The 3,554-nt window shown below is 44.2% G+C and carries 5 protein-coding genes; all 5 read left to right on the top strand.

What is annotated here, in order from left to right:
- Nucleotides 1–416 precede the first annotated feature (416 nt).
- Nucleotides 417–1,589: a phage tail sheath protein gene (locus FE394_RS17615; protein WP_319927653.1), complete on the top strand. Its 1,173-nt coding sequence runs from the start codon at nucleotides 417–419 to the stop codon at nucleotides 1,587–1,589.
- An 11-nt stretch (nucleotides 1,590–1,600) separates the two neighbouring features.
- A complete protein-coding gene (locus FE394_RS17610; protein WP_319927652.1) occupies nucleotides 1,601–2,119 on the top strand; it encodes a phage major tail tube protein in 519 nt (172 codons plus the stop codon).
- Between the two features lie 106 nt (nucleotides 2,120–2,225).
- Nucleotides 2,226–2,543 (top strand): phage tail assembly protein, encoded by a 318-nt coding sequence (locus FE394_RS17605; protein WP_010845424.1) that lies wholly within the window; start codon nucleotides 2,226–2,228, stop codon nucleotides 2,541–2,543.
- A gap of 14 nt (nucleotides 2,544–2,557) precedes the next feature.
- A complete protein-coding gene (locus tag FE394_RS17600) occupies nucleotides 2,558–2,677 on the top strand; it encodes a GpE family phage tail protein (protein ID WP_011144425.1) in 120 nt (39 codons plus the stop codon).
- Nucleotides 2,670–3,554: phage tail protein (locus FE394_RS17595; RefSeq protein WP_419836361.1), on the top strand; the 885-nt coding region annotated here is incomplete at its 3' end. The genes FE394_RS17600 and FE394_RS17595, both read left to right, overlap by 8 nt.

Below are 3,554 nucleotides of genomic sequence, written 5' to 3'. Positions count from 1 at the left end.
CATCAAACCGAGGTTTTCTACAATCCACGGATCCTGACGATCCAAGTCAAGATCCCATTCCCTATACCTTGCAAACTTACGATCAAAGATAAAAATGGTCCATTTTTACCTATCAAAAAGTAATCAAAAGTTGGAATTACACAGAATAATACTGAAAAGACTAAATTTTGAACTAATTTGTGGGTGATAATTAGCTAATTTAAGGTTGTTATTTAACCAAAGCAATCCTCGCCAGAACCAAACTACCTATTTTTCTTAATTCATTTAAAATATCAATCAAATTTTCCTTAACAAATTGATTAATAAGTAAAATATTCAAACATATTTGTACCTTCCCCCACACATCCCTAACCGAATGATTTTAAAGTCTTAATCCGCCAATATATCAGCACACCTTAACAGGAGAGAACGCTAATATGGCACAAGATTATCATCACGGAGTCCGTGTACAGGAAATCAATGAAGGTACTCGTACCATCACTACCGTTAGCACTGCTATCGTAGGTATGGTTTGTACTGCTCCTGACGCAGACGAAAAAACATTTCCATTAAACACTCCAGTTCTGATTACTGACGTTATGAGCGCCAGTGGTAAGGCTGGGAAGAAAGGGACTTTGTCCGCATCACTGAAAGCAATTGCAGCTCAGGCTCAACCTGTCACTGTGGTTGTTCGTGTGGCTGAGGGCGAGTCTGAAGAAGCAACCATTACTAACATCATCGGTGGTGTCACTGATGCAGGTAAGAAAACCGGTATGCAGGCACTGTTGGCGGCACAAAGCCAACTCGGTGTTAAGCCTCGAATTCTGGGTGTCCCGGGGCTGGATCCACAACCTGTTGTTGCTGTACTGGCTTCTATTGCTCAGAAATTGAAAGCAATGGCGTATGTCAGCGCTTATGGCTGCAAAACTATCGATGAAGCCATCAAGTATCGTAACAACTTCAATCAGCGTGAGCTGATGCTGATTTGGCCAGATTTCTTGAGCTGGGATACTGTTACCAACAGCGAAGCGACTGCTTTCGCAACCGCTCATGCTCTGGGGCTGCGCGCCAAAATCGACGAAGAAACTGGCTGGCACAAAACTCTGTCCAACGTTGGTGTCAACGGTGTGACGGGTCTGTCTGCTGATGTTTTCTGGGATCTGCAAGATACCGCAACTGACGCTGATTTGCTGAATAAAAGCGGCATCACCACACTGATCCGCAAAAACGGCTTCCGTTTCTGGGGTTCCCGCACTTGTGCTGATGATCCACTGTTCCAGTTTGAAAGCTACACTCGTACTGCTCAGGTTCTGGCTGACACTATGGCTGATTCACACATGTGGGCTATCGATAAGCCGCTGACGCCATCACTGGTGCGCGACATTATCGAAGGCATCAATGCTAAGTTCCGTGAACTGAAAGCCGGTGGCTACATCATTGATGGCCGTTGCTGGTACGACGATAAAGCCAACGACAAAGACACCCTGAAAGCGGGCAAACTGACCATCGATTACGACTATACACCTGTACCGCCACTGGAAAACATGATGTTACGCCAGCGCATTACAGATAGTTACCTGATGGATTTCGCTAAAAGTATTAATAACTAAGGGGCTAACTGATGGCATTACCTCGCAAACTTAAATACCTGAATTTGTTCAATGATGGCAACAACTATCAGGGGATCGTGGAAGAACTGACTCTTCCTAAGTTGAGCCGCAAGCTGGAAGCTTACCGTGGAGCCGGCATGAACGGCAGCGCAATGGTGGATCTGGGTCTGGATGAAGGCGCACTGGATGCTGAATTCACTCTGGGCGGTATTGAAGCTCAAGTGTACAAACAGTGGGGCATCGCGAAAGCTGATGGCGTCATGCTGCGCTTTGCTGGCTCTTTTGAGCGCGAAGACACGGGTGACGTGGTTGCAGTTGAAGTTGTGATGCGTGGCCGTTTCCAAGAGTTCGATCACGGCACTTATAAACAAGGTGATAACACTCAGACCAAAATCACCGCCAAAAACACTTATTTCAAACTGACATGGGATGGCGAAGAACTGATTGAAATCGACACCATCAATATGGTTGAGAAAGTAGGTGGGGAAGACCGTCTGGAACAGCACCGCCGCGCTATCGGTCTTTTTTAATCGCTTCTTTGAGCAATTAACTTTTTTAAAACTTATTTCCTGTCTCTTCAGTGCGCAAATTGTACCTGTTGAGACAGGTTATCTATCGGATAAACAAGGTTGAACCATGACAGAAACACTGAACACTCAAAATGACGATCTGCGCATTATCGAACTGGAAGCTCCACTGGCGCGAGGCAACGGCGAAATCACAGAAGTGATGATTCGTAAACCTAACAGTGGTGCACTGCGCGGTGCACGTTTACAGGCACTGCTGGAAATGGATGTGGATTCTATGCTGCTTGTCCTGCCGCGTGTTACCACCCCTGCATTGACCAAAAGTGACCTGATGATGATGTCACCAGGTGATCTGATTAATCTCAGTGTGGAGGTGGTCAATTTTTTGTTGCCGAAGTCGGTCAAGTCCGATTCCCAGAACGATTAACCGTTGATGAATTGGTGGCAGATATCGCCACCGTTTTTCACTGGTCTCCGGCAGTCACAGATGAAATGTCACTGCCGGAACTGTTGGACTGGCGGCATCGGGCCATTTTAAGAAGTGGTGCAGAAAATGAGTAATATACAGTCACAGCTAAATAAGGTACTGAGTACCGTAGGAAAGCTGACCAGTTCCTTTAAATCTTTTCAACGCTATCAGAAAAAACTGTCGGATAATGTAGATAAAATCCATAATCAGTTTAAAAAACTCAATAAGACCGTAGAATATTTAAAACCTATTGTTGAATATGCGCAGGAAACTGCGCGTATGCGTTCTGATTTAAAAACCTATTATCAATCTGTCAAACAATATCTGTTTTCCCGAAATAACGCTCCTCAAATAATACAATCAGAGGCGGTTTCCCAAGCCGGTAGCATTGTTTATGCCACTCAGAATGTGATACAGGAAAATATCTCGAACAAGAAATTCGAATTGAATATCAATTTTGGTGGTGGTGACGGTGGAGAAGATGATGCACTGGATCTTAAAGAAATATGGGATGCACTCAAGACGATATTTAAGGGAATTAAATTACTTTTGAGGGGTCTTGGTACTGTCTTTATGTGGCTTTTACGGACAGTGGGAAAAGTTCTTTTGACCATTGGTCGCTTGTTCTTAAGGGTGCCTATTCTGGCACTTATTGCTGCCATTGCTATTGCTGCCATTTATATTTGGAAAAACTGGGATTCATTGAAAGAAAAGTTCCTTACCCTTTGGGAAAATATAAAAACTATATTCAGTAATGCATGGCAGGGAATAAAAGAACGTGTTGAGAAGGCATGGGAAAGTATTAAGCAGTTTTTTATGGGCGGTGGGTTATTCGGGGTTATTTATCGTAACTGGGATACGATTAAACAGTATGCCTCTTCTGTTTGGGAAGGGATCTCCAACAAAATAGGTGGTGTCTGGGAAAGTATCAAACAGAAGACCCTTGGCCTCTGGGACAGTATCAAGTCA

Origin of the sequence: Xenorhabdus littoralis, assembly GCF_033949345.1 — a bacterium.
GTDB lineage: Bacteria > Pseudomonadota > Gammaproteobacteria > Enterobacterales > Enterobacteriaceae > Xenorhabdus > Xenorhabdus littoralis.
Note: the sequence above shows the minus strand (reverse complement) of the source record. Positions and strands in the feature narration are given on the sequence as shown.

Coding starts and splice junctions, on each gene's coding strand:
- FE394_RS17610 (WP_319927652.1), top strand. CDS start 1,601: ATGGCATTACCTCGCAAACTTAAATACCTGAATTTGTTCAATGATGGC.
- FE394_RS17605 (WP_010845424.1), top strand. CDS start 2,226: ATGACAGAAACACTGAACACTCAAAATGACGATCTGCGCATTATCGAA.
- FE394_RS17615 (WP_319927653.1), top strand. CDS start 417: ATGGCACAAGATTATCATCACGGAGTCCGTGTACAGGAAATCAATGAA.